Source organism: Bradyrhizobium sp. RT6a, from assembly GCF_040547675.1.
In the GTDB taxonomy this organism is placed as follows: Bacteria; Pseudomonadota; Alphaproteobacteria; order Rhizobiales; family Xanthobacteraceae; genus Bradyrhizobium.
This window is the reverse complement of record NZ_JBEPQC010000004.1, coordinates 120,907-145,399: the sequence shown is the minus strand read 5'-3', so window position 1 is coordinate 145,399 and position 24,493 is coordinate 120,907. Positions and strand designations below refer to the sequence as shown.

Annotated in this window: 25 protein-coding genes; 13 read left to right on the top strand and 12 right to left on the bottom strand. The window is 64.3% G+C overall.

Annotated elements, in window-relative coordinates:
* Positions 1-31 precede the first annotated feature (31 nt).
* Both ABIC03_RS22450 and ABIC03_RS22445 read right to left on the bottom strand, forming a co-directional pair.
* Positions 32-604: a cob(I)yrinic acid a,c-diamide adenosyltransferase gene (locus ABIC03_RS22450; protein ID WP_247285810.1), complete on the bottom strand. Its 573-nt coding sequence runs from the start codon at positions 602-604 to the stop codon at positions 32-34.
* Position 605: 1 nt separating this feature from the next.
* The gene (locus tag ABIC03_RS22445; RefSeq protein WP_247427614.1) at positions 606-800 is read right to left on the bottom strand and encodes a twin transmembrane helix small protein; all 195 of its coding nucleotides are present in this window, start codon (positions 798-800) and stop codon (positions 606-608) included.
* A 204-nt stretch (positions 801-1,004) separates the two neighbouring features.
* Here ABIC03_RS22445 and ABIC03_RS22440 point away from each other — a divergent pair, with 204 nt between their 5' ends.
* A complete protein-coding gene (locus tag ABIC03_RS22440; protein ID WP_275170925.1) occupies positions 1,005-1,898 on the top strand; it encodes a YihY/virulence factor BrkB family protein in 894 nt (297 codons plus the stop codon).
* On the opposite strand, the gene ABIC03_RS22435 is transcribed toward ABIC03_RS22440, so the two are convergent.
* A complete protein-coding gene (locus tag ABIC03_RS22435; RefSeq protein ID WP_354061136.1) occupies positions 1,825-3,126 on the bottom strand; it encodes an ATP-binding protein in 1,302 nt (433 codons plus the stop codon). The genes ABIC03_RS22440 and ABIC03_RS22435 overlap by 74 nt on opposite strands.
* A 104-nt stretch (positions 3,127-3,230) precedes the next feature.
* A complete protein-coding gene (gene gluQRS / locus ABIC03_RS22430) occupies positions 3,231-4,103 on the bottom strand; it encodes a tRNA glutamyl-Q(34) synthetase GluQRS (protein ID WP_354061134.1) in 873 nt (290 codons plus the stop codon).
* A gap of 224 nt (positions 4,104-4,327) precedes the next feature.
* On the opposite strand from gluQRS, the gene ABIC03_RS22425 reads away from it, so the two are divergent.
* Positions 4,328-4,981, top strand: a complete 654-nt coding sequence (locus ABIC03_RS22425) for a DNA-3-methyladenine glycosylase family protein (RefSeq protein WP_354061132.1) — start codon at positions 4,328-4,330, stop codon at positions 4,979-4,981.
* Here the strand turns inward: ABIC03_RS22425 and ABIC03_RS22420 are convergent.
* Positions 4,978-5,865 (bottom strand): LysR family transcriptional regulator, encoded by an 888-nt coding sequence (locus ABIC03_RS22420; RefSeq protein WP_354061130.1) that lies wholly within the window; start codon positions 5,863-5,865, stop codon positions 4,978-4,980. The two genes, ABIC03_RS22425 and ABIC03_RS22420, sit on opposite strands and share 4 nt — an antisense overlap.
* A gap of 177 nt (positions 5,866-6,042) precedes the next feature.
* On the opposite strand from ABIC03_RS22420, the gene ABIC03_RS22415 reads away from it, so the two are divergent.
* The 8 genes from ABIC03_RS22415 to ABIC03_RS22380 all read left to right on the top strand — a co-directional run bounded on the left by ABIC03_RS22415 (position 6,043) and on the right by ABIC03_RS22380 (position 14,829).
* A complete protein-coding gene (locus ABIC03_RS22415; protein ID WP_275170920.1) occupies positions 6,043-7,017 on the top strand; it encodes an NAD(P)H-dependent flavin oxidoreductase in 975 nt (324 codons plus the stop codon).
* A gap of 33 nt (positions 7,018-7,050) precedes the next feature.
* Positions 7,051-8,235: an ABC transporter substrate-binding protein gene (locus ABIC03_RS22410; protein WP_354061128.1), complete on the top strand. Its 1,185-nt coding sequence runs from the start codon at positions 7,051-7,053 to the stop codon at positions 8,233-8,235.
* A gap of 22 nt (positions 8,236-8,257) precedes the next feature.
* The gene (locus tag ABIC03_RS22405; RefSeq protein ID WP_354061126.1) at positions 8,258-9,766 is read left to right on the top strand and encodes an acyl-CoA synthetase; all 1,509 of its coding nucleotides are present in this window, start codon (positions 8,258-8,260) and stop codon (positions 9,764-9,766) included.
* A 177-nt stretch (positions 9,767-9,943) separates the two neighbouring features.
* Positions 9,944-10,264, top strand: coding sequence for a hypothetical protein (locus tag ABIC03_RS22400; RefSeq protein WP_354061124.1), 321 nt, complete (start codon positions 9,944-9,946; stop codon positions 10,262-10,264).
* A gap of 12 nt (positions 10,265-10,276) precedes the next feature.
* Complete coding sequence (locus ABIC03_RS22395; RefSeq protein ID WP_275170916.1) at positions 10,277-10,909, top strand: general stress protein; 633 nt, start codon at positions 10,277-10,279, stop codon at positions 10,907-10,909.
* Between the two features lie 260 nt (positions 10,910-11,169).
* Entirely contained in the window at positions 11,170-12,945 is a 1,776-nt protein-coding gene (locus ABIC03_RS22390) for a flavin-containing monooxygenase (protein WP_354061121.1), read from the top strand.
* A 134-nt stretch (positions 12,946-13,079) separates the two neighbouring features.
* Entirely contained in the window at positions 13,080-14,057 is a 978-nt protein-coding gene (locus ABIC03_RS22385; protein ID WP_354061119.1) for a peptidyl-alpha-hydroxyglycine alpha-amidating lyase family protein, read from the top strand.
* 214 nt (positions 14,058-14,271) lie between these two features.
* Positions 14,272-14,829 carry an HNH endonuclease gene (locus ABIC03_RS22380; protein WP_247357783.1) on the top strand — a complete coding sequence of 186 codons (558 nt, stop codon included), beginning with the start codon at positions 14,272-14,274 and terminating at the stop codon, positions 14,827-14,829.
* Between the two features lie 15 nt (positions 14,830-14,844).
* On the opposite strand, the gene ABIC03_RS22375 is transcribed toward ABIC03_RS22380, so the two are convergent.
* Positions 14,845-16,326, bottom strand: a complete 1,482-nt coding sequence (locus ABIC03_RS22375) for a GH1 family beta-glucosidase (RefSeq protein ID WP_354061116.1) — start codon at positions 16,324-16,326, stop codon at positions 14,845-14,847.
* 2 nt (positions 16,327-16,328) lie between these two features.
* Positions 16,329-17,330, bottom strand: a complete 1,002-nt coding sequence (locus tag ABIC03_RS22370; RefSeq protein WP_354061114.1) for a glycoside hydrolase family 16 protein — start codon at positions 17,328-17,330, stop codon at positions 16,329-16,331.
* 303 nt (positions 17,331-17,633) lie between these two features.
* Between ABIC03_RS22370 and ABIC03_RS22365 the strand changes: the two genes are divergently transcribed.
* From ABIC03_RS22365 to ABIC03_RS22355, 3 genes are all read left to right on the top strand, one after another.
* Positions 17,634-17,855 (top strand): dodecin, encoded by a 222-nt coding sequence (locus tag ABIC03_RS22365; protein WP_018453224.1) that lies wholly within the window; start codon positions 17,634-17,636, stop codon positions 17,853-17,855.
* A gap of 66 nt (positions 17,856-17,921) precedes the next feature.
* Entirely contained in the window at positions 17,922-18,089 is a 168-nt protein-coding gene (locus ABIC03_RS22360) for a hypothetical protein (RefSeq protein ID WP_354061112.1), read from the top strand.
* A 67-nt stretch (positions 18,090-18,156) separates the two neighbouring features.
* Positions 18,157-18,804, top strand: a complete 648-nt coding sequence (locus ABIC03_RS22355) for an HAD family hydrolase (RefSeq protein ID WP_354061110.1) — start codon at positions 18,157-18,159, stop codon at positions 18,802-18,804.
* A gap of 24 nt (positions 18,805-18,828) precedes the next feature.
* Here the strand turns inward: ABIC03_RS22355 and ABIC03_RS22350 are convergent, their stop codons facing one another.
* The 5 genes from ABIC03_RS22350 to ABIC03_RS22330 are packed head-to-tail and all read right to left on the bottom strand — an operon-like array spanning position 18,829 to position 24,450.
* On the bottom strand, positions 18,829-19,797 hold the full coding sequence (locus ABIC03_RS22350) for an ABC transporter ATP-binding protein (RefSeq protein ID WP_354061108.1): 969 nt from the start codon (positions 19,795-19,797) through the stop codon (positions 18,829-18,831).
* Positions 19,794-20,789, bottom strand: coding sequence for an ABC transporter ATP-binding protein (locus ABIC03_RS22345; RefSeq protein WP_354061106.1), 996 nt, complete (start codon positions 20,787-20,789; stop codon positions 19,794-19,796). Before ABIC03_RS22345 ends, ABIC03_RS22350 begins: the two co-directional genes overlap by 4 nt.
* Positions 20,789-21,706 (bottom strand): ABC transporter permease, encoded by a 918-nt coding sequence (locus ABIC03_RS22340; protein WP_007615333.1) that lies wholly within the window; start codon positions 21,704-21,706, stop codon positions 20,789-20,791. The genes ABIC03_RS22345 and ABIC03_RS22340 overlap by 1 nt, the downstream gene beginning before the upstream one ends.
* Positions 21,672-22,631, bottom strand: coding sequence for an ABC transporter permease (locus ABIC03_RS22335; RefSeq protein ID WP_106941042.1), 960 nt, complete (start codon positions 22,629-22,631; stop codon positions 21,672-21,674). Before ABIC03_RS22335 ends, ABIC03_RS22340 begins: the two co-directional genes overlap by 35 nt.
* Before the next feature lie 28 nt (positions 22,632-22,659).
* Entirely contained in the window at positions 22,660-24,450 is a 1,791-nt protein-coding gene (locus ABIC03_RS22330) for a peptide ABC transporter substrate-binding protein (RefSeq protein ID WP_354061103.1), read from the bottom strand.
* Positions 24,451-24,493 lie beyond the last annotated feature (43 nt).

Sequence of the window (24,493 nt, the reverse complement as noted above, 5' to 3'; positions counted from 1 at the left end):
TTTGGCGCCCAGAAATGCGCGGCCTAATGGGTCAGCGATTCTGGCCCGGAACCCAGAGCACGTCGCCGGCGCCGTCATCATTACTGGCGCGGCTGGCGACGAACAGGAAGTCTGACAGGCGATTCATATACTGGATGCCAGCGGCACCAACAGGCTCTTCCGGCCGGGCCGCCAGTTCCACCATCACGCGTTCCGCCCTGCGGCAAATCGTGCGGGCGACATGGAGGTAGGCGGCGGCGGGCGTGCCGCCCGGCAGCACGAAGGAGGTCAGCGGTGCCAGCTTGTCGTTGAGCGCGTCGATGTCGCGCTCGAGTCGCTCGACCTGGCTCGCCACCACCCGCAGCCGCTCCGCCTTGCCCTCACGTTCGGGCACCGCGAGGTCCGCGCCGAGGTCGAACAGATCGTTCTGGATGCGGCCAAGCATCGCGTCGAGCTCGGGGGCATCCCTGGTGTGAAGCCGGACCACGCCGATCGCAGCATTGGTCTCGTCGACCGTGCCATAGGCCTCGATGCGCAGATCGTATTTCGGCCGGCGTTCGCCCGAGCCGAGCGCTGTCGTGCCGTCGTCACCGGTTTTCGTATAGATGCGGTTGAGCACGACCATGTTAACGCCCCATCGCCCATACGGCGACCATCGCGATGACGATCGCCACGAACTGAAGCAGCACGCGCCAGCGCATCAGCTTCTGCGAGGTGCTGGGCGAGCCGCCGCGCATCATGTTGATGAGACCGAGCAGCAGCACCAACGCCACGGCGCCGACCGCGATCGGCAGGATGAAAGTACTCAGGAGAGATGCCATTCGAGGGTAGATAACACCCTGCGCGCCGGTCCGCCATGGCGTTCCCGATCTGGCTTTTAAGCCAATAATATCAGAAGCTAGCTAGATGATTTCCGATTTGCGCGAATTGCCCATCCTCTTCGCCTCTCCCCGCCTGCGGGGAGAGGTCGGAATGCGTTTCCCGCGCGCGGAAAGAGGAAGCAGCAACAGCAGTGCAGGTGGCGCGTGAAGGCAATCCGCACCATCTACGTCGTCGTGATGGACGCGTTCTACACGTTCCTGGCCGACGATGGCTGGGCGATCGCGAGCCATATCGCGCTGTCGACGCTGATGGCGCTATTCCCGTTCCTGATCGTCCTGACATCGCTAGCCGGCTTCTTCGGCTCCAAGGAACTCGCCGACCAGGCTGCGAGCCTCATGCTCCAGGTCTGGCCCAAGCAGGTCGCGGATTCGATCTCGGGGGAAGTCCACGACGTGCTGACCACGACCCGCACCGGCCTATTCACCATCGGCGCGGTGCTGTCGGTCTACTTCGCCTCCAACGGCGTCGAGGCGCTGCGGGTCGCACTGAACCGCGCCTATGCGGTCGTGGAGATGCGGCCATGGTACTGGCTACGGCTGGAATCGATCGCCTACACGCTGATTGCGGCCTTCACCGCGCTCGCCATGGCATTTCTGATCGTGCTCGGACCGCTGCTCATCGAGGCCGCGCGTGCGCACATTCCGCTGTTCGTTGAATCCAACGAGAGGATCCTCACCTGGCTGCGTTACGGCATCACCGTCGGCGCGTTGGTGGTGGCGTTGATGATCCTGCATACCTGGCTGCCGGCGGGACGGCGCCGGTTCCTTCAGATCCTGCCCGGCATCGTCTTCACCATCGTGGCGTCGCTGATCTCGGGCATCGTATTCGGCCAGTACCTCGCGCGCTTCGCCAACAATTACGTGACGATGTATGCCGGGCTCGCCTCGGTGATCATCGCGCTGGTGTTCCTGTATTTCATTGCCGCGATCTTCGTCTACGGCGGCGAACTCAACGCCGCGATCATTAAGTCGCGACTTCCTCACGGCGTGTCGCTGCAAGCAGCGCAGTCGCTAGCGCCCGCGGAGACACAGGCTTGACCAGAAAGGCGTCGGCGCCGGCCTCGCGTGAGGCGACTTCGTCCTCTCCGCGACCGGACACCCCGATGATGGGTATCTGAGCCAGCGGCGTCGCCATGGTGCGGATCCGCCTGATCGCCTCGACGCCATTGATGCCCGGCAGCACCATGTCCATCAGCACCGCGTCGAAGGCGCCCTGCGCAAGCCGGTTCACCGCGTCCTCGCCGCGCCCGATGAACTCGGCATGATGGCCGAGCTCGGTCAGGATGGTGTTGAGCACGACGCGCCCGAACGGATTGTCCTCCACGCTGAGCAAGCGCAGCGCCGGGACCGCATCCATCTCGGCTTCGCCCTTCGACTTGCTGGACTTGCCCGATCCTGTGGCATCCACCGACACCGTCAACGTGAAGGTGGCGCCGCCGCCGGGCCGAGGGGCGACCGTGATGTCGCCGCCCATCGCGCGCGCCAGCTGCTTCACCGACGACAGGCCCAGGCCGGCGCCGCCGAAGCGCGAGGCAATGGTGACATTGGCCTGGGTAAACGGGCGGAACAGCCGCTTGATCTCGGCCATGGTGAGGCCGATGCCGCTGTCGGACACCGCGAAGGCGACACCGACGCTGCCTTTGCCCTTGGCTTTGCCTCTGCTCTTGGTCTTTCCCTTGCTCTTGGCGGAACGCCAAGGCGCGACCGTGAGCGCCACGCCGCCGTGCTCGGTGAATTTCACGGCATTGTCGATCAGATTCTCGAGCGCGGCGCGCAGGCGGACGGGATCACCGACTACCAGCCCCGGCAGCTTCTCCGAGATATCGACCTCGGCCTGGAGACCCTTGGCCGCGGCGCGACCGGCCAGCGAATCGCCAGCGTTCCGGGCAAGGGTCCGCAGGTCGAACAAATCCTGCCGCAGCGTGCTTCCACCTCCGACGCCCTTGCCCGTCCCCTTGCCGGTTCTGGCCGCATCGACGAACAAGGTGGCAAGGTTCGCCAGATGCTCGGCACCGGCCTTGATCGTGTCGGCCCAGCGTCTTTCCCGTTCACCGAGATCCGAAGTCGCGAGCAAGTCGCTGATCGCGAGAATGCCGGTCAGGGGGGTGCGGACCTCATGGGCAAAGGCGGCAAGCGCGGCCTGGACGACGTCCGGCTCGACACGCTTGGTGCTGCGCTTGCGCAACCGGGCGGTCGGCCCGGAGCGCTTCCCAGCCACTCGCTTGGACGTCCCCGTAGTGCGCGCTGCGCGCGTTTTCGCCGCCATAACTCCCCTTCGAAGTATCGCCTTCGAACCCCGGGCTGTCAGGCGAGCATGGCACGGCGGAACACCTGGAGTCACGGCGCCGTTTGGCTAACCCCCAGAGAAACTTAACCTAATCCCACCAGCTGGCGGATACCGGCCGGCGTGGCGCCGACAGCGCGCAGTTCACAAAGGCCGGTCGAGCTGGTTGATTTCGACAGCTTCCGGCCGCCCTCGTCGCGAACTAGCCCATGGTGGCGGTAGACGGGTTCGGGCAGGCGGAGCAGAGCCTGAAGCAGACGGTGGACCGAAGTGGCGTGGAACAGGTCCTGGCCCCGCACGATTTCGCTGATGTCCTGGAGCGCATCGTCGACAACGACGGACAGATGGTAGCTCGTTGGCGTCTCCTTGCGGGCCACAATGACGTCGCCCCAGGCTTCTGGCCGCGCCGGGACGACGCCACGCTCACCATCGGGGCCCTCGCCCATTTCGTTCCAACTCAGACCGACGGCGCGGCGGCAGGCCGCCGCCATGTCGAGCCGAAGCGCATAAGGCGCGCCGGCGTCGACGAGGCGATCGCGCTCGTCGGCGGACAGCGATCTGGCGTCGCCGGGATAGAGCGGCGCGCCGTCGGGATCGCGCGGCCACGGGCCATCCGCTTCACGCGCCGTAACCAGCCTTGTGATCTCGGCGCGGCTTTCGAAGGCGGGATAGACCAGGCCGAGCGCCGAGAGCCTGTCCAGCGCCGCCCGATACGCGTCGAGATGCTCCGACTGCCGCCGCACCGGCGTCTCCCAGGCAATGCCGAGCCAGGCGAGGTCTTCGTAGATCGCTGTCTCATATTCCGGTCGGCAACGCGTCGTGTCGATGTCCTCGATCCGCAACAAAAACCGCCCGCCGGTCTCGCGCGCGCGATCGAAATTGAGCAGCGCGGAATAAGCGTGGCCGAGATGCAGGTAGCCATTCGGGCTGGGGGCAAATCGGAAAACGGGTGGCGACATGCTTCGGAATTCATCATGGCCAGGCATAGCCGTCCAGACGGACGGCGTCGCTTCCGCTCGCCTGTGTCCCGGCCATCCACGTTCTTCGGTGCGGCGCACCGATCGTGTCAAGATCGCCGAGAATGCGATGACCACCAGCCGTGCTAATAATAATGCACGGTTGGAAAGACGTGGATGGCCGCGTGGAAGCCTGGCCATGACGCCGGAGAGAGTTGACGATTGCCATGACCATCCACCTCGAAACCCAATCCGATCTCGAAGAGGCCGTCCACGCGCTCATCAAGCGCGATCCGCGGCTGAAGCCCGTGCTCGCGACTGCCGGCATGCCGGCATTGCGCCGGCGCGAGCCGGGCTTTGCGGGGCTTGCCCACATCGTTTGCGGACAGCAGCTCTCCACAGCGAGCGCTGCAGCGATCTGGGGACGGCTGTCCGCCGCGTTCGATCCGTTCGATCACGAGGCGGTGCGCCGCGCCCGCACCGACCGGCTGGGGCGGCTCGGCCTGTCCGCCGCCAAGATCAAGACGCTGAAACATCTCGCGCGCGAGATCACCGCACAGCGGCTGAACCTCGACGTGCTCGCCGAAGAAGACGCCGATGCCGCGCATCACACGCTGATCGCACTGCCCGGCATCGGACCGTGGACGGCGGACGTCTATCTGCTGTTCTGCCTCGGCCATGGCGACGCTTGGCCGGCCGGCGACCTCGCCGTGCAGGAAGGCATCCGCATCGGGCTTGGCTTGCAGGCGCGGCCGACGGAGAAGCAGATGGCGCCGCTCGCCGAACCCTGGCGCCCCCTGCGCGGTGCGGCGGCGCATCTATGGTGGAGCTACTACCGCGCGGTAAAAAAACGCGAGGGCGTCATCGCGGGATCAGCTTAACCCCGCAGCCTAGCGCGATCGGTCCGGGCGCAATCGGCGACGAAGTCGACGACGGCCCGCACCGCCGGCAGCTCGACGAGGTCGGGATGGGCCAGCAGCCACAGGTCCGCCACGCTGGCGAGCTTCTGCGGCGCGACACGCACGAGATCGGGATAGCTTTCGGCGACGAAGCACGACAGGGCGGAGATTCCGAGTCCGGCGCGGACCGCCGCCAACATGTCGCCCTGGGACGAGCAGCGCATCACCACCCTGGCCTGACGTGTGACGACGTCGCTCCAGCGCGCAAGCTGGACGTTGGAGGTCTGGTCGGCGAAACCGATGACGCTGTGCCCCTTCCACTCGCCGCGCCGTTCCGGCAAGGACCGCCCGCCAGCGTACTCCCGGGAGGCGTAGAATCCGGTGCCGAGACGGCCGATCTTGCGGCCGACCAGATTTTCCTCGCCGCTGTCGAAGGGTCGCAGCACCACGTCCGCCTCGCGCCGGCGCACGCTCGCCGGAAACGGATGGGTGATGATCTCGAGCTGGACGTGATCATGCGCGCGCAGAAAAGCAGGCAGGCGCGGCATCAGCCAATGCGAGGCCAGCGTCGCGCCGATCGACAGCTTGACGGTACCGCGCGCCTTGTGCCCTCCCGCCGAGACTGCTGTCTCCGCCCGCAGCGCCGCCGCCGCCATCGCCTCGGCGTGCTCGCGCAGTGTCCGTCCATCCGCGGTCAGCGCCAGGCCGTCGGCGGCGCGCGCCACCAGCCTGGTGCCGAGCTGGGCTTCCAGCGCCGCGATCTTGCGGCTGACGGTGGGATGGCTGCTGTGCAGCCGACGTGCCGCGCCGGTGAAGCTGCCGGTATCGGCGACCGCGACGAAGGTCTTGCAAAGGTCCCAGTCCATCAGCGGCCTCTGTTCAAATCTGAATAGTTGTCTGTTCAATATTGGACGATGGGAGGCCGCACTCCAACCCCTATAATGGCGTGAAATGAAACATGGGCGGCAACTCGCCCGCGACAATCAAACAGGGAAACGCCTCGTCATCCGCCTGCCGGCGGGCTGCGTTTTCGGGAGGACATCATGGCGCTGCCCGCTCTCTTGAAGGATTCGCTCGAGCTGCCCGTGGTCGGCTCGCCGCTCTTCCTCGTCTCAGGCCCGGAGCTGGTGATCGCCCAGTGCAAGGCCGGTATCGTCGGCTCGTTTCCGGCGCTCAATGCCCGTCCGGTGGAAAAGCTCGACGAATGGCTGAGCCGCATCGAGAATGAACTCGGCGAATACAAGTCGCGCAATCCCGGCAAGAAGGTCGCACCCTACGCCGTCAACCAGATTTGCCACGCCTCCAACGACCGGCTGATGAAGGACATGGAGACCTGTGTGAAGCACAGGGCGCCCATCATCATCACCTCGCTGCGACCGCCCGCCGAGCTCGTGGAGGCCGCACATTCCTACGGCGGCCTCGTGTTCCACGACGTCATCAACGTCAAGCACGCGCGCAAGGCCGCCGAGCAAGGTGTCGACGGCCTGATCCTGGTTTGCGCCGGCGCTGGAGGACATGCAGGAACGCTCTCGCCTTTCGCACTGGTACGCGAGGTCAAGCAATGGTTCGACGGCGCGATCCTGCTGTCGGGCGCAATCAGCGACGGCTTCGCAATCGCCTCTGCGCTGACGCTGGGCGCCGACCTCGCCTATATGGGCACGCGCTTCATCGCGACGAAGGAAGCCAACGCTGACGAAGCCTACAAGTCGGCGCTGACGCAGCATGCCGCGCACGACATCGTCTACACCAACCTCTTCACCGGCGTGCACGGCAACTATCTCGGCCCTTCGATCGCCGCGGCTGGTCTCGATCCGGACAATCTGCCGGCCGCCGACAAGACCAAGATGAACTTCGGCTCCGGCGGCAACATGAAGTCCAAGGCGTGGCGCGACATCTGGGGCTCGGGCCAGGGCATCGGCCAGATCGCCGATGCACCGCCGGTCGCCGAGCTCGTCGACCGGATGAAACGGGAATTCGATCAGGCCCGAGAGGATTTCCTGATGCGCGCCAGCGCCTAAGGACTCGGACCGACAATAAAACGGGAGGACACCATGAAGCTGGCAGCCGCACTGATCGGCATGTCGTTGCTGACGCTCGCTGGCGGCAGCGCCCATGCCGAAGGCAGCGACGAGATCCGCATTGGGCAGACCCTGCCCTACAGCGGCCCGGCGTCCGGCTTCGGCGCGATCGGACGGACGCAGGAAGCGTTCTTCGAGAAGGTCAATGCCGATGGCGGCATCAACGGCCGCAAGGTCAAGTTCATCACGCTGGACGACGCCTATTCGCCGCCCAAGACCGTCGAGCAGACCCGCAAGCTGGTGGAGCAAGAGGAGGTGCTGATGATGTTCGGCTCGCTCGGCACCGCCACCAACAGCGCCGTGCAGCGCTATCTCAACGCCAAGAAAGTGCCGCAGCTGTTCGTGCTCTCCGGCGCCACCAAATGGGCCGAACCACAGAAGAACCCGTGGACGATGCCGGGCATGGCGGCCTACGAATCCGAGGGCGTGGTCTATGCCAAATACATTTTGCAGGCCAAGCCCGACGCCAAGATCGCGATCCTCTCGCAGAACGACGATTTCGGCCGCGACTATGTTGCCGGCTTCAAGCGAGCGCTCGGGCCCAAGGCCGCAAGCATGATCATCGCGGAGGCGAGCTACGAGACCAGCGCGCCGACGATCAGCTCGCAACTCTCGACACTCAAGGCGTCTGGCGCCAACGTGTTGTTCGGCGTGGTGCTCGGAAAATTCACCTCGCAGATGGTCAAGGGCGTGGCCGAGATCGGCTGGAAGCCGGAGCTGTTCTTCGTGCCGACCTCTGCGTCGTCGATCTCTTTCCTGGAACCGGCAGGGCTCGACAACGCGGTCGGCCTGATCTCGTCCAGCAACCAGAAGGACACGATGGACCCGCAATGGGCCGACGATCCCGGCGTGAAGGACTACTTCGCCTTCATGAAGCGCTACATGCCGACCGCGGACCTCTCCAACTCCAACTACGCCGCGGGCTATCACTATGCCACGCTGCTGATGACGGTGCTGAGGGCGTGCAAGGATGATATCAGCCGCGACAACATCATGCGCCAGGCGGCCTCGCTGAAGGATGTGAAGCTGCCGCTGCTGCTGCCGGGAATGGCTGTTACGACCGGTCCCGACGACTATCTGCCTTTCCAGCAGCTTCAGCTGCGGCGCTTCAACGGCAAGAGCTGGGTCGGCTTCGGCGACGTGCTGGATGATCGCTAGACGAGCAGAATGAGGAGACGCCATGATCATCAGCGGCGAACGCCAGATCAGCTATGAAGAAATCCGGGCCCGGATCAAGCGGGCGATGAGCGGCTTCCGCGCCCTGGGGCTTGCCGAGGCCGCGCCCGTCGCGATGATGCTGCGCAACGATTTCGCCCTGTTCGAGGTGGTTGCGGCCTCCGCCGCGCTGGGCAGTCCGGTGGTGCCGATCAACTGGCATTTGAAGGCCGAGGAGGTCCGTTACATCCTAGCCGACAGCGGAGCGAAGATCCTCGTCTGCCATGCAGATTTGCTGCCGCAGATCCGGGAGGACGTACCGGCGGATGTGCTTCTCCTGGTGGTCGCGACGCCGCCCGAACTCGCAGCGACCTTCTCGATCCCTCGGGAGCTGACCGAGATCCCGGTGGGACTGACCGATTGGGACCGCTGGCGCGACGGCCATCCGCAAGCGCAGGAGCCGCCGCGGCGGGCCGCAGCGATGATCTACACATCGGGCACGACGGGCATGCCGAAGGGCGTGCGGCGTATGCCGATGCAGCCCGAACAGGCGGCCGCCTCCGAACGCGTCGGCGCGATCGCCTATGGCATCAAGCCGCGGGAAGACCAAATCGTGCTGATCAACGGCCCGATGTATCACTCGGCGCCGCATTCCTACGGCATGTTGGCATTTCGGAGCAGCTGCACCATCATTCTCCAGGCGCGGTTCGATGCGGAGGAACTGCTGGCACTGATCGAGCGCCACCGCGTCACGCATATTCACATGGTGCCGACCATGTTCGTCCGGCTGCTGCGGTTGCCCGAAGCGGTCAGACAGCGTTACGACCTCTCGTCGCTGCGTTTCGTCGTGCACGGCGCCGCGCCCTGCCCGCCAGACGTCAAGCGCGCCATGATCGACTGGTGGGGACCGGTCATCAACGAATATTTCGGCTCCACGGAGACCGGGATCCCGGTGTGGCACTCGGCCGAGGAAGCACTGAAGAAGCCCGGCACGGTCGGCCGCGCCATCGAAGGCGGCATCGTCAGGATCTTCCGCGATGACGGCAGCCCGTGCGGTGCCGACGAAGTCGGCGAGATCTACATGCGCCAGACGGCAGTGCCCGATTTCGACTATCACGGCAGGTCGCAGGCAAGGGCCGAGGCCGGTCGTGACGGCCTCGTCAGCGTCGGCGACGTCGGTTACCTCGACGCGGACGGCTATCTGTTCCTGTGCGACCGCAAGCGCGACATGGTGATCTCCGGCGGCGTCAACATCTATCCCGCGGAGATTGAGAACGCGCTGATCGGAATGCCCGGCGTGCGCGACTGTGCCGTGTTCGGCATCCCGGACGCGGAATTCGGCGAACGGCTGTGCGCCTTTGTCGAGCCTGAATCGGGTGCCGAACTCACGGCCGACGCTGTCCGATTGTTCCTGCGCGAGCGGCTTGCCAATTTCAAGGTGCCCAAGGACGTCGAATTCCGCGACGCGCTGCCGCGCGAGGCCACGGGAAAGATTTTCAAGCGCAAGCTGCGGGAGCCCTATTGGGCGGCGTGAAAACAGGCGACGCGTCCGAGAGAGCGAGACCGTATAAACGGGAACGAGTGGCAATCGTTCCTGGGCCTCTTCAATATCGAGCAGTTTGAAGACGCGCGCTTCCGTCGCAAATGGAAGAGCAACCAATTCGAATCTCGTCTGTTGTCGACCGGCACAATCACTGCCGGAGGATAAACTATGTCACGTCTAATTTCGCTCGCTGCGGCTGTCCTGCTGCTCGGATCAATGCCCGTAAGCGCACAGTCCCAAAAGGCACAAAGCGGGCCGGGCAACAACGCCGTCAACAGCTCTGATCACAACAACTCCAACGCACCGGTTGCTGGCCGCAACAGCTTCACCGAGGGACAGGCCAAGTCGAAGATCGAGGGCGCGGGCTATTCCAATGTTTCCGGCCTGCAAAAGGACGACGACGGCGTCTGGCGCGGCAAGGCCGACAAGGCTGGGACCAAGGCGGACGTGAGCGTCGATTTCCAGGGCAACGTGAACCCCGCCAAGTAAGGAGGATAAAACATGACCACCACCATTTCTCGACTTTATGACACCTATTCGGATGCGGAACGTGCGGTCAGGCGTCTGGAGGCCGCGGGCGTGCCGCACTCCGACATCAGCATCGTCGCGAACAACTCCGATAATTGGTACGGCTCCTCCTCCACCGGCAAGGTCGACCGTGACCGCGACGGCGTCGATGACCGCGCCGAAGGCGCCGGTACGGGCGCCGGCATCGGCGCTGGAATCGGAAGCGCGGCGGGCCTGCTTGCAGGACTCGGCTTGCTGGCTATTCCGGGGCTCGGGCCGGTGGTTGCTGCCGGATGGCTGGCTTCTACGGCAGTTGGTGCCGCAGCGGGCGCCGCGACGGGCGGCATCGTTGGCGCGCTGACCGAAGCCGGCGTTTCCAAGGACGATGCGTCGCGGTACGCGGAGGGCGTCCGTCGCGGCGGAACGCTGGTATCGGCGCGGGTGCCCGACCAGGACCGCTCACGTCTCGATGCCCTATTGCACGAGAAGGCCGTGAACCTGCAGGAACGGAGCGCCGCCTGGCAAAAGTCCGGCTGGAACGGCTTCGACGCCGCAAGCCCGCCGCTGTCGCCTGACGATGTCGGCCGTGAGCGTGAGTTGTACGGCGCCGGCACGCGGGTGAGGTAGGGATGTTCCGCTCGCCGCGACGCGAGCGGCTGTGAATCCCAAGAGCGCGAGGGAGGCTCCACCGAGGTGGAGCCTTTTTCGCGTGTCCGTTCTCAAACACCGCGAGAGTGCCGCAGGCCTCTCTCACGGGCTGACGGGCGCATTCCGCTGAAGCAGGGGCACATGCTCTCACTGCTCGGGTAATCGGCTATGGGTCGTCCGCGAAACAGTATAGCTTTCGACCCTAGAGGAAACGCCGCGAAGACGGCACGAGGTCGCGCATGCTGGACAGGACGAAGGATATTGCCGCATCCGCGCAAGCCTGGCTCGATGAATTCGAGCGCACGTTTGGCGTACCCGGTGGCGCTGGGCTGGACCCTCTTTTCGTCGCCGACAGCTATTGGCGCGATGTGCTGGCACTGAGCTGGAACCTGCAAACCATCGCCGGCGGCGACTCGATCAAGCGGGAGCTGACAACGCTCGCGGCAAAGGTCGCGCCGGGCAGCTTCAAGATCGCGCCGAACCGAGCGCCACCGCGCTGGGTGACGCGTGCCGGGACCAACACGATCGAAGCGATCTTCAATTTCGAGACCGCAATCGGCCGCGGTAGCGGCATCGTCCGGCTCGTACCCGACGCCACCGACGGCGATCGCCTGAAAGCGTGGACGCTCCTCACCGCGCTCGACGAGCTCAAGGGCTTCGAGGAGCAACTCGGCGCCTCCCGGCCGCGCGGCCAGGCTTATTCGCGCGACTTCCGTGGACCGAACTGGCTCGACCTGCGCAACGCCTCGCGCGACTACACCGGTCGCGATCCAGCCGTGCTGGTGGTCGGCGGCGGCCAGGCCGGGCTCGCGATCGCGGCGCGGCTGAAGCAGTTGAAAATCGACACCCTGATCGTCGATCGCGAGGCGCGGATCGGAGACAATTGGCGCAGGCGCTACCACGCGCTGACCCTGCACAACCAGGTGCAGGTCAATCATCTGCCCTACATGCCGTTTCCGCCGAACTGGCCGACCTATATCCCCAAGGACAAGCTTGCCAACTGGTTCGAAGCTTACGTCGACGCGATGGAGCTGAACTTCTGGACCGGAACCGAATTCGAATGCGGCGCCTACGACGATGCCAAGGGCAACTGGACCGTCACGTTGCGAGGCGCCGACGGTGGCAAACGGACCACGCACCCGCGCCATGTTGTGATGGCTACCGGCGTCAGCGGCATCGCCAATGTGCCTGTTATTCCAACCCTCGATAACTTCAAGGGCACGCTGCTGCATTCGAGCCGCTACGAGGACGGCGAAAACTGGACAGGAAAACGCGCCATCGTCATCGGCACCGGCAATAGCGGTCACGACATCGCGCAGGACCTTCACTCGAGTGGCGCGGAAGTGACGCTGGTGCAGCGTTCACCCACGCTGGTCACCAATATCGAGCCGTCGGCCCAACTTGCCTACGCGACCTACAATGAGGGCACGCTCGAGGACAACGATTTGATCGCGGCCTCGATGCCGACGCCGCTGGCGAAGAAGACCCATGTGATGCTGACGGAGCAGTCGAAGGAGCTCGATAACGAGCTGCTCGACGGCCTGCGCAAGGTCGGCTTCAAGCTCGATTTCGGCGAGGCCGGCACCGGCTGGCAGTTCAAATATCTCACCCGTGGCGGCGGCTATTATTTCAATGTCGGCTGCTCCAACCTCATCGTCGAGGGTGCGATCAAGCTCAGGCAGTTTTCCGACATCGAGAGCTTCGTCGCCGAGGGGGCGCGGATGAAGGACGGCACGACCCTTCCGGCCGACCTGATCGTGCTTTCGACCGGTTACAAGACACAGGAATATCTGGTGCAAAAACTGTTCGGCGACGGCGTCGCCGACCGCGTCGGCCCGATCTGGGGCTTTGGCGACGGCCTCGAGCTTCGCAACATGTATGCGCGCACTGGGCAACCCGGCCTCTGGTTCATCGCTGGCAGCCTCGCGCAATGCCGGATCAACTCGAAATATCTCGCGCTCCAGATCAAGGCGATCGAGGAAGGGATTTTGGGGCGTGAGGCGGGCGCAATTTGAGCCTCCTCGTCATTGCGAGCGCAGCGAAGCAATCCAGTGTCTTCCGCGGACGCAGTCTGGATTGCTTCGCTGCGCTCGCAATGACAGTGTGGAGACGATCGCGCATCGCCGACACGAATAAGAGGAGAACACCAATGCCAGCCATTCTCGGCACCGGCGAGCACCGCTACCGCGTCGTTGAGAACTTCGCAAAGCTGCCGGACGGATGGCAGCTCACCGACGTCGCTTCGGTCGCGGTCGACAGCAAGGACCGCGTCTACGTCTTCAACCGCGGGGCCCATCCGATGGTCGTGCTGGACCGCGAGGGCAATTTCTTGCGCAGTTGGGGCGAAGGCCTGTTCTCGCGCGCCCATGGCCTGCACATCGATGCCGACGACAATCTTTATTGCACCGATGACGGCGACCACACCGTGCGCAAGTGCACCACCGACGGCAAGGTGCTGCTGACGATCGGCATCCCCGAGAAGCCGTCGCCGTTCATGAGCGGCGACCCCTTCCACCGCTGTACCCACACGGCGCTGTCGCCGAAGGGCGAAATCTACGTCTCCGACGGCTATGGCAATGCGCGCGTGCACAAATTCACGCCCGATGGCAAGCTGATGACAAGCTGGGGCGAGCCCGGCACCGATCCCGGCCAGTTCAACATCGTCCACAACATCGCCACAGATGCCGACGGCTTTGTCTATGTCGCCGACCGCGAGAACCACCGCGTGCAGGTGTTCGATGGCAACGGCAAGTACGAGACGCAATGGAACAATCTGCACCGGCCTTGTGCGCTATGCTGCTGCGGCGGCAGCAAGAGCCCGACCTTCGTCATCGGAGAACTCGGGCCCGGCCTCGCGGTCAACCGCAAGGTGCCCAATCTCGGCCCGCGGCTCTCGATCGTGGACGCCAAGGGCAACCGCATCGCGCGGCTCGGCGGCGAGGAAGGCCCGGGCGTTGCGAGCGGCAAGTTCCTGGCACCGCATGGCATTGCGCTGGATTCCCGGGGCGACATTTATGTCGGCGAGGTCGGCGTCACCGACTGGAAGACCAGCTTTCCGGATGAGGAGATGCCGGCCGCGGTGCGCGCGACGCGATGTTTGCAGAAGCTGGAGCGGGTACGGGAGTAGCTGCCTCGGCACATCCACGTTGCGCTGTCGGGAGGACGCTGCCTCCACGGCCCCGGACCTGGAAATCACGGCGTTTTGCGCGGTTTGCCACCCCCGTGCCGCATTGCTTGTGCCGGAATAAGTCGCTCGACGGGCTTCACAATCCCGTCACGCTGCATGTAGTATGTCAGTTACGTGCTGCTTCGCAGCGTACATTGGAGGCCAGGAGCGTTACTTGAACGCACATGTCTCGCAAGGCCATTGGCCGGTGTTGGTGCTGAATGCGGACTTCCGGCCGCTGAGTTACTACCCACTGTCTTTGTGGTCGTGGCAGGACGCGATCAAGGCGGTATTCCTCGACCGCGTCAACATCGTCGCGCATTACGATCAGGCGGTCCATAGTCCCACACTGCAAATGCAGTTGCCGAGCGTCGTCTCGCTCAAATCCTTCGTCAAGCCGACCACCCATCCTGCCTTCACCCGATTTAACGTCTTCCTGCGCGATCGTTTCGCCTGCCAGTATTGCGGCTCGCCCGAAGACCTCACCTTCGACCACATCATCCCGCGCAGCAAAGGCGGCCAGACCACCTGGGAGAACGTGGTCGCGGCGTGCTCGCCCTGCAATCTGCGCAAGGGCAATCTGACGCCGGTGCAGGCCAGGATGTTTCCGCGCCAACATGCGTTCGCGCCGACCGTGCACCAGCTCCACCGCAACGGCCGCCTGTTCCCACCGAACTATCTGCACGACAGCTGGCTGGATTATCTCTACTGGGATACGGAGCTGGATCCGTAAGGTCTGCGTCTGGTCTCACATCCCGATCGCATTCCGCGCGACCACGTCGCGATAGAACGCCGCGCTCAGCTTCGGCACCCTCGCCTGCGTCTCGAAATCGACGCGGTACAGGCCAAACCGCTTTCCGTAACCAAAAATCCATTCGAAATTGTCCATCAGGCTCCACAGGAAATAGCCGCGAATTGGGACGCCTTCGGTAATCGCGCGCTGCATCTGGGTCAGGTAGTTGCGCAGGAACATGATGCGGTCGAGGTCGTAGACCTGGCCGTCGGCGGCGAGCTTGTCCTCCGACGAGGTACCGTTCTCGCTGATATAGATATCGTCGATGTTCCAGATCTTTGCGGCGATGCGCGGCGCCCAGTAGATGACCTCGGGGCCAACCCGTAACCATTCCGAGTTCATGTGCGGGAACGAGGTCGGGAACGGCAGTACATGGAAGCCGGGCGCACGATCGGAGGCCGTGATGTAATATTGCGGCGCGTAGATGTTGAGGCCGACGAAGTCGTTCGGCGTGCCGATGATCTTCAATTCATCAGGCGTGAATTTCGGAGCGTCCGCGCCGGCATAGGCGAGGAAACCGTCGGTGTATTTGCCCTCCAGCACCACACCGAGGAAGCCGGCGTTGAGCTCGCGCGTCGCGATCTCGGCCGCGCGGATGTTTTCGGGTGTCGCGATCGCCGGCACGCAGGCGGCAATGTTCTCGGCCGCGCCGACGCGGGTGCCGGCGCGCCCTGAGGCGCGGATCGCCTGCACCGCCAGCCCATGCGCCAGCGCGACGTGATGGCGGGCCTGATTGAGTTGCGCCGCCGGCAGCTTGAGTCCGGGCGCGTCGATGCCCCAGCCATAGCCGAAATTCACGAAGCGCCCGACCTCGTTGACGGTGAAAATATTCTTCACGCGATCGGTCAGGCGCTGGGCGACGTAGGCGGCGTAGTCGGCAAAAGCCTTCGAGGTGTCGCTGGACTGCCAGCCGCCGGCGCGGTCCTGGAGCGCCTGCGGAAGGTCCCAGTGATAGAGCGTGGCGTAGGGCTCGATGCCGTTCGCGAGCAGCTCGTCGACGAGACGGTTGTAGAAGTCGAGCCCTTTGGGATTGGGTTGTCCCGATCCTTCCGGAAACACCCGCGGCCAGGCGATCGAGAAACGGTAAGCCTTGACGCCGAGCGCCTTGATCAGCGTCACGTCGTCCTTGTAGCGACGATAGTGTTCGTTGGCGCGGTCGCCGGTCGTGCCGTCCTCGATTCTGCCGGGCGTGTGACTGAAGGTGTCCCAGATCGACTTGCCGCGACCGTCCTCTTCGACGGCGCCTTCGATCTGATAGGACGAAGTCGCCGTCCCCCAGAGAAAATTCTTCGGGAAGGGCGCGGGCGCGTGGCGGTCGGGCACGATCAGCGTTTCATCGACCGCAGCCTTCTCCGCCGCCTTGGCACCTGCCGTTGCGCCGACCGCCGCAAGGCCCGCGAGCTTTGCAAAATCGCGCCGCGAGAAATCAGCTGCCATTGCTATCTCCGGGCCTGCTCCATATCGATCTGATAGACGGAAATCCGGTCGATCTCGAATGCGACGGCCGGGGGCGACTCCGCGTCGACAGGTCCGACGCCGAGAAAGAATTTCGATCCGATCGCGAGATTGACGATCATGTACATGGGGTCGTCGAAACCGATCGGCACCTTGATGTCGGACACCGGCCTGCGGTCGATGAAATAGACAAGGCGATCCTCTTCCCACAGTACACCATAAGTGTGGAATGCGCTCGAAGCGTCTCCGACCGCGAAGTCGAAGCCGCAGGACTGGATCTTCTGGGTCGAGGGAATCCGCCAATGCGTCGTCATCACGAGATCGCCCGGCTTTTCGCCGCGGCCTTCCAGCACATCGACCTCCGGCGGCCAGCCGCCGTCATCCGCCAGCATCCAGAACGCCGGCCACACCGCATGCCCGACCGGCACCTTGGCGCGGATCTCGAAATAGCCGTGCTTCTGCGCGAACGTGCCCTGGGTCGTAAGTATCCCGGAAATGTACTCGTTGTTGAACAGCACCGGTTTCAATTCCGGCGGGGTGCGGCTGGCGACGATCGACAGCACGCCGTCCTTGACCTTGAACGGATCGAGCCCGAGCGGCGCCGCGGCCCGCCCCGCGTAGCGCGGATCGACATAGATCTGTTGCTCGCCATTGGCGCTGGTCTTGCGCTTGAAGTCGGAGCCGTCGCCGCCCCAGTAGCGCGCCTCCGGCCAGGCCGCACCGCCGGCGTAATGCGGCACCCAGCGTCCGTTCGCCAGCGGGTGCTCGTCAAAATCCTCGTTGAAGGTCCGGCGCAGCGGCAAGAAGATCAGCGAGGCCGGATTGACCGTTTCCAGCCGGCGGCACGCGATGGCGGAGGGATCGGTCGTCACCTGCAGCGACATGCTCACCGGGGCACCGTCGGGATCGTCCTGCGCGAGGGCCGGCGCAGGCACAACGCAGAGACCGATCGCAGCCAGAACGCCCCTCGTCCAACGCGCGATCATCACCGCTCTTCGAAGATGCCAGAGGAAAGCCGAGGTTAGCTCGCTCGTATCGGGACGGGCAAGGGCAGGCCCGCGACCGCGCGTCAATTCGGGAGCGCTGGCCGGACATGCGATCCAGATTTTCGTGCACTTACAAAAAATGGAAGCGCCAGGGCGGTGCCCGGCAGGCGCGCGGCAGGCTCTCGCCGGGGACGGAACTCGATGCGCCGCCGACCGTTCAGAGTGAAGGCCGGATGTCTCGCGCACGCCAACGGTCCGCGCCAGACGTGTCCAGCCCTGCCACAGCACAAGGGGAGAATAGTCATGGCCACAAGCGAGACGGATCACGTCTACAAGATCCTGGAACTGGTCGGATCATCCGAGACCTCGATCGAGGACGCGATCAAGAACGCGGTCAGCCGGGCCGCCAAGACCGTTCGTGAGATGAAATGGTTCGAGGTGGTGCAAACGCGCGGCCATATCGAGAACGGTGCCGTGCGCCACTACCAGGTTACGCTGCGCGTCGGCTTCACGCTGGACGAGTGAGGCAGAACACCGGGCCAAGCCGACGCTTGAGCCAGCCTGGTTAAAGCGACAATCCCCTCCCCCCTGATGACTGCAAGTGTTGGCGCCGCGACGAGTCTGCCGTCCCAACCCACGACGGACTGCAGCACGCTGGTCGCCGCCGCCGATCGCGCGCTCTACGCCGCCAAGGACAACGGCCTGGACCGGCTGGCGATGTCGGCACAGGTCGTTCCCTGGCCCGCGAGAAGCGCGTGACGGGATCGACTGTTGCTCTGGATTTGTCGCCTGCGCTCCAGCGCGGTATGGCTGGGATCACGGCCGGATGTTCGGCCAATCCGAGAGTGCCGCTGTGACTGGTGGAATCAAGCTCGTCCTCTTCGACATGGACAATGTCCTCTGCGACTACGACAGGGCAAAGCGTGTCGCATGGCTGGCGAAGCTTGCGGGGGCTACGAGCGAATCCGTCCACAAGGCGATCTGGGACAGCGGTTTCGAGCTGCTCGGCGATTCCGGCACTCTCGATGCCGCGGACTATTTGCGGGGTTTCGGCGACCGCATCGGCTATCCGCTATCACTGGACGAGTGGATCGAGGCGCGACGCCGTTCAATGCAGGCCGATCGTGCCATGCTGGAGATTGCCGGCAGCTTGCGTCAAACCGTCGACATTGCCGTCCTGACTAACAACACCACGCTGGTCGCCGACCATATTGCTGCGTTGCTGCCGGAATTGCCGCCGCTGTTCGGCTCGCGAATCTACGCCTCGGCCCGGTTCAAGACAGCGAAGCCGGACCCGCGCTGCTACCGCCTCTGTCTGTCGGAGCTCGACGTCAAACCGGAGAGCGTCCTGTTCGTCGACGATCTCATGGCCAATGTCGCCGGCGCGAGAGAGGCGGGTCTGTTCGCGCATCACCACACTTCGGTTGAAGCGTTCAGGCAGGCCCTTTCGGAGCACGGCCTGCTTCACGCATGAATGCGCGCTCCGCTTTTCCAGGCGTCAGGCGAGATGACACGCCACAAGGTGCCCGCCCGCTCCCTCCTTCAGCTCCGGCGCGCTTTCGGCGCAACGCGGCTGGGCGATAGGACAGCGGGTGTGGAAGTGGCAGCCCGACGGCGGCTTCATCGGGCTCGGAACGTCGCCCTTGAGGCGGATGCGCTCGCGCTTGAGCTTGGGATCGGGCACCGGCACCGCCGACAGCAGCGCCCTCGTGTAGGGATGCTGCGGATTGCGGTAGAGGTCGCTGGCCTTGGCGAGCTCGACGATACGGCCAAGGTACATCACCGCGACGCGGTCGGAGATGTGCTCGACCACCGACAAATCGTGCGCGACGAAGAGATAGGTGAGGTTCAAGTCGGCCTGGAGATCTTCCAGCAAGTTGATGACCTGAGCCTGGATCGAGACGTCGAGCGCCGACACCGGTTCGTCGCAGACGATCAGTTTCGGCTCGACCGCGAGCGCACGCGCGATCACGATGCGCTGGCGCTGACCGCCGGAAAACTCATGCGGATAGCGGCGCATGTGCTCGGCCTTGAGCCCCACCTTCACCAGCAGGCTCGCGACGCGATCCTCCCGCTCCTTGGCCGATGAGCCGAGCTTATGGATGATCAGCGCTTCGCCGAGGATGGCGCCGACCGTCATGCGCGGATTGAGGGAGGCGAACGGGTCCTGGAACACGAGCTGCATGTTCCGCCGCATCGCGCGCAAATCGGTGCCGCCGAGCTGGCGAACATCCTGACCATCGAACACGACCTCCCCGTCGGTCGGCTCGATCAGGCGCAGCACGCAGCGGCCCGTCGTCGACTTGCCGCAGCCGGATTCGCCGACGAGGCCGAGCGTCTCGCCGCGGTTGACCGAGAACGAGACTCCGTCCACCGCATAAACGCTGCCGACCTGACGCGACAGCAGGCCGCCATGCACGGGAAAATATTTCTTCAGGCCGCTGACGCGGAGCAAGGGCTCGGTCATGCTGCGCCTCCCAACTGCGTATCTCCCAAATGACAGGCCATGCGGTGGCCGGGCGCGATCTCGCGCAGCAGCGGCTCCCTCTCGGAGCAGACGCTCATGGCGTGGCGACAACGCGGAGCGAAGCGGCAGCCGACCGGTGGGTTGATCAGGATCGGCACCGAGCCGCCGATCGCCTCCAGCCGCACCTTGTGCTCGCTGTCGAGATCGATGCGCGGGATCGAGCGGATCAGTCCCTGGGTATAGGGATGGCCGGGATTGCCGAAGAGGTCGTCGACAGGCGCCTCCTCCACCACCTTGCCGGCGTACATCACCACGACGCGCTGCGCGGTCTCGGCGACGACTCCCATGGCATGGGTGATCAGCATCACCGCCATGCCGAAACGTTCCTTCATATCCTGGAGCAAGTCGAGGATCTGCGCCTGAATGGTGACGTCGAGGGCCGTGGTGGGCTCGTCGGCGATGATCAGCTTCGGCTTGCAGGCGAGCGCCATCGCGATCATCACGCGCTGGCGCATGCCGCCGGAGAACTGATGCGGATAGTTGTGCACGCGGCCTTCGGCGTTGGGAATCTGCACCAGCTTGAGCATCTCGATGGTGCGCTCGAGCGCCTGTTTCCTGGTGACGTTCTCATGGCGGCGCAGGCTTTCGGCGATCTGCTCGCCGATGGTCAGAACCGGATTGAGCGAGGTCATCGGCTCCTGGAAGATGAAGCCAATCTCCTTGGCGCGGATCTCGTCGAGTTGACTGCTCGTCAGCGGCACGAGATCGCGGCCCTCGAAGATGATCTCGCCTGCCGCGATGCGGCCCGGCGGCATCGCGATCAGCTTCAGGATCGACATCGCAGTGACGGTCTTGCCGCAGCCGGATTCGCCGACGACGCAGAGCGTCTCGCCGCGGTTGATGGAAATATCGACTCCGTCGACGGCCTGGAGGATGCCGTCGTCCGTGGAGAAGTGGGTTTTCAGTCCCTTGATCTCGAGCAGCGGCGCCATCAGATCACCCGCCGCGCATCGAGCGCGTCACGCAAGCCGTCGCCGATGAAGTTGATGGCGACCACCGCGATGAAGATCGCGCCGCCCGGAAACAGCGCCCAGTGCGGGCCGATGTCGAGAAAATCCTTGGCGTCATAGAGCAGCCGACCCCAGGTCGGCGTATCCGGAGGGAAGCCGAGGCCGAGGAAGGACAGCGTTGATTCCGCGATGATGGCGGCGGCCACGTCGATGGTGCCGGCGATGATCACCGGACCGAGGGCATTGGGCAGGATATGGCGCACCACCTGCCGCACCGGGCTTGCCCCGAGAGCGCGCGCGGCTTCGACGAATTCCTTCTCGCGGATCGACAGGAACTGGGCGCGAACGAGGCGCGCGACCGGCATCCAGCGCAAGCCACCGATCACGAGCACGATCAGGATGAAAATGCCGCCCTCGGGGCCGAAAGCCGCCTTCAGCCCGTCGCGGAAGAGATAGATCAGCAGCAGCAGCAGGGGCAATTGCGGCAGCGACAGAAAGAGATCGGTGAGCCACATCAGCCCATGACCGAGCGCACCGCGCGACATGCCGGCGAGCGCGCCGATCAGCACGCCGACAAAGACCGAGACCAGCATCGCGGCGAGGCCGACCGCGAGCGAGATGCGCCCGCCATAGATCATGCGGGCGAGGATGTCCTGCCCGAGATCGTCGGTGCCGAAAGGATGGGCCAGCGACGGCCCCTGCATGCCCGCCACGATATCGATGTCGTCGATCTTGACCCGCCAGACAAAGGGGCCGACCACCACCGCCAGGATCAGAACGAGGAGCAGGAACGCACTGACCACCGCAAGCTTGTGGCGGCTATAGCGCCGCCACGTCTCGCGCCAGGGCGAGTAGACGCGCCGCTCAGCGGAGGGAGATGCGAGGGTCAAGCCAGCCATAAAGAACGTCCGCGATGAGATTGAACAGCACGACCAGGCACGCAAAGACGAAGGTGACGGCCATCACCACCGGCGTGTCGTTGGAAAGGATGGAGGAGATCAGCAGCGAGCCGATGCCGGGGATGCGGAAAATCTGCTCGGTGACGATGGCGCCGCCGAACACCGCCGGGATTTGCAACGCAATCAGCGTGACGACCGGGATCATCGCGTTGCGCATCACGTGCTTGATAATCACCCGCCGCTGGCCGATGCCCTTGGCGCGCGCGGTGGTGACGTAGTCGAGCCGGATCACGTCGAGCATCGCCGAGCGCACGAAGCGCGTCATCGACGCCGCCTGGAACAGGCCGAGCACCGCCACCGGCATGATCGCCTGACGGATCGTCTCCGCCAGCCAGTGAATGCCCGTGCCCTTGATGTCCGTGGTGTAGACGAAGGGCAGCCAGTCCAGCGTGACCGAAAAGATCAGGATGAACAGGATGCCGGTGAAGAAGGTCGGAAGCGAGAAGCCGACGAAGGCCAGCGTGTTGGCAACCTGGTCGAACAGCGAATACGGCTTCGTCGCGGCATAGACCCCGACCGGGATCGCGATCAGGAGCGCCAGAATCTGCGCCGAGCCGATCACGTAGAGCGTCGTTGGCAGTCGCTGGAGAATGAGCGTGTCGACGTTCATCCGGCTGACAAAGGAGAAACCCCAGTCGCCGTGCAGCATGGCGTTGAGCCAGTGCAGGTAACGAAGGTAGATCGGATCGTCGAGGCCGAACTTCGCCCGAAGCGCGAGAGCGACTTCGGGCGGAACGTTCGGATTGGTCGCCAGCTCCGAGAAGGGATCGCCCGGGGCTAGCGCGAGCACGACGAACAGCACGAGCGAAATTCCGAGCAGGCTCGGAATCGCGATCAGGAGGCGACGCAGGACATACTGGCTCATGAAGAAGGACCGCTCTAGGCGTGCGTGATCATTCCTCGCGGTACCAGTCGAACAAATTGTCGGTCTCGTTGGCCCAGCCGCTGATCACCGGACGCAGCGTGTTGGCGCTCGCCTCCACCTTCAGCCGATGCTGCGCCGGGATGAACACGGTGTCCTGGAACAGGAGATCATTGGCCTTGATGTAGAGCGCCACACGCTTGACCGGATCCATCTCACCGTCGGCGGCGTCGATGGTCGCGTCATAGTCCTTGTTGATCCAGCGCGGGAAATTGGTGCCCTGCCACTTGTTCTCCTTGGCCGCGACATTGCTCGAATGATAGCGGCGCATGTGCTGGGCGGGATCCGGCTGGCTCATCGGGATCTGGAACATCTCGATGTCCGCGTAAAATTTGGCGTACGTGTCGGGATTGGCAACGTCCGAGGAGAAGAACACAGAGGCCACGACGGACTTCAATTCCACATCGATGCCGGCCTTCTGACAGGCCTGCTTGACGATCGCCTGGGTCTTCTGGCGCGGGCCGTTGATCGAGGTCTGATACACGATCTTCAGCCTCTTGCCGTCCTTCTCGCGAATGCCGTCGGCGCCGGGCTTCCAGCCGGCATCGTCGAGGATCTTCGAGGCCTTCTCGACGCTGAACTCCCATGTGGTGTTCTTGGAGACGAACTTTTCGGGACCGTTGAGGAAGTTCGCGGTAGTGCGGCCGGCGCGGCCATAGATGGCTTTCTTGATGGACTCGCGATCGACCAGCAGCGACAGCGCCTTGCGCACGGCCGGATCCGAGAACAGCGGATGCTTGGTCTTTATCGAGGAGCGCTCGCCGTCGACCTCGGTGGTCGGATCGGTGAAGTTGAGCGCGATGAACTCGGTATCGCCGCCTACGGCGTAGATGGTCTTGCCCTTGCCGCCCTTCTCCAGACGCAGCAGCACGTCGTCCTCGACCTGGATATTCCAGCCGAAATCATATTCGCCGGTCTGGATCACCGCGCGCGCCGCCGAGACGGCATCGCCGCCGCCCTTCATCTCGATCGTATCGAAATGGGGACGGTTCGGCATGTGATAGTCGGGATTGATCACGCCCCGGATGAGATCGCCGGGCTTGAACTCGACGAATTTGTAGGGGCCGGTGCCGACCGGGGCGAGGTTGGCCGGCGCCTCACGGGACTTCGAGCCTTTGAACTCGGCAAACAGGTGCTTAGGCAGAATCTGTCCGGTCGCGCCGACGAAGGCATCGGCCCAGAACGGCGTCGGCTTCTTGAAGCCGAGGCGGACTGTCAGATCATCCACCTTCTCAACCGTAATATCGCGGTAGGTCGCGACAGTGACGGCCGCGGTCGCGGGATCGATGATGTATTCCCAGGTGAAGACCACGTCATCGGCGGTGAAGGGTTTGCCATCGTGCCATTTGACGCCGGGTTTCAGCTTCCAGGTCACCGACTTGCCGTCGGCCGCGAGCAGGCCGTTCTGGGTCGAGGGAATCTCCGTCGCGAGAACCAGCTTCATGTTGCCGTCGGGATCCCAGCAGGCGAGCGGTTCGTAGAACAGGCGCGAGCCGTCCTGGTCCTTGGTGCCGGTGGCGAAATGCGGATTGAGCAGGGTCGGCCCCTGCCACCACAGCAGCTTGAGCGCACCACCGCCGCCGCGCTTGGTCGGCTTGTAGGTCGAGACGCCCTCAGCCATGGCGACCCCGCCGAGCGCGAGGATCTGGTTGGCCAAAGGCGCGGTGAGACCCACGGCAGCCAGGCGTTGAATGAAGGCACGGCGATCCATCCGCCCGTCCTTCACGTCACCGATCATCGAACGCAGTTCTTTATCCAGCATGGTTGTCCCCCGTCTGGTTCCCGTATGGATGCAGGCGGTCGCG